Raw genomic sequence first — 1,427 nt, forward strand, 5'->3', positions numbered from 1 at the left:
CTGGATTTTGAAGCAAACGCCATCCGTAACCGCATCTGGTACAGAGGGGATGGGAATGAACTGGAGCAGATGTACCGTCAGGCTCCGGAATATGCGGATAAATATAAATTCTGGGCGAGCAGGTGCAGCCCAGGGATGGAAATGAGAAAAATCCATACGGGGCTCCCCGGGCTGATTATACGCATACTTACAGCAATCGTGCTGGCGGACATGAATGATTTTGAATTCGTGGAAGAGCGGCAGAAACAGCTCTGGGAAGCAATTGCAAAAGAAAACAAATTTACTAAGAAGATGGAAAAGGCATTAAAAGAAGTTCTTTATATCGGGGACGGTGCGTTTAAGATTGCAATAGATACCACAATCAGCGAGTATCCAATCTTGGAATGGTATCCCGGCGAGCAGATTGAAATTGTACGGCAGCGGGACAGGGTAAAAGAGGTCATTTTTAAAACGGCTTATAAAGAACACGGGGACCAATATGTCCTGAACGAACGCTATGGATATGGCTATATCAAAAATGAGCTGTACCACAATGAAAAGCTGGTAGATATAAAAGCGATTGCGCAGACGGCGGGACTCTCAGACTACACATTCGATGAAAAAGCGATGCTGGCCGTGCCGATGCAGGTTTATGAAAGCGCAAAGTATGAAGGGCGCGGGGGCTCTGTTTTTGATGGGAAGCTCGACAGCTTCGATGCATTCGACGAAGCATGGAGCCAGTGGATGGATGCTCTGAGGGCAGGGCGGGCAAAAACATATATTCCAGACTGTCTGGTGCCGCATGATCCTGAAAGCGGGCAGTTGATGAAACCCAACGCATTTGACAATCGGTATTTTTCGGCAGATGGGGATATGCGTGAAGGCCAGAAAGCAGCTATCAGCACAGAACAGCCCTCGATTCCGCATGACAGCTATCTCGCAAGTTATGTCACAGCGCTTGACCTCTGCCTGCAGGGTTTGATCAGCCCATCAACTCTTGGAATAGATGTCAAGAAGTTGGATAATGCGGAAGCGCAGAGGGAAAAGGAAAAAGCGACGCTTTATACCAGGAATGCGGTTATTGAAGCCTTGCAGGACACGTTGCCGGAACTGGTAGGTGCAGCGGTCAACGCCTATAACATCCTGTTTAAAAAGCCGCTGGAAGAGGTGAGGGTAAACATTCCGTTCGGGGAATATGCGAACCCAAGCTTTGAAAGTCAGGTGGAGACAATCAGCAAAGGCAAACAGGGTGGGATTATGAGCATTGAGGCAGCTGTCGAGGAGCTTTATGGTGACAGCAAGGACGAGAAATGGAAAATGGATGAAATTGCCCGCCTTAAGGCCGAGCAGGGAATCCAGGAGCTGGAGGAACCGTCGGTAAGCCTGGACGGTTTGGTTACGGAGCCTGAACAACCAGCCATTAGTATGTTAAATGGGGCGCAAATAGC

The 1,427-nt window shown here is 48.8% G+C and carries 1 protein-coding gene; it reads left to right on the top strand.

What is annotated here, in order from left to right:
* Positions 1–1,427 (top strand): capsid protein (locus NFR99_RS15230; RefSeq protein WP_251354080.1); only part of this gene is annotated, 1,427 nt, incomplete at both ends.

This window comes from Hominisplanchenecus murintestinalis (assembly GCF_943193015.1).
Lineage (GTDB): Bacteria > Bacillota > Clostridia > Lachnospirales > Lachnospiraceae > Hominisplanchenecus_A > Hominisplanchenecus_A murintestinalis.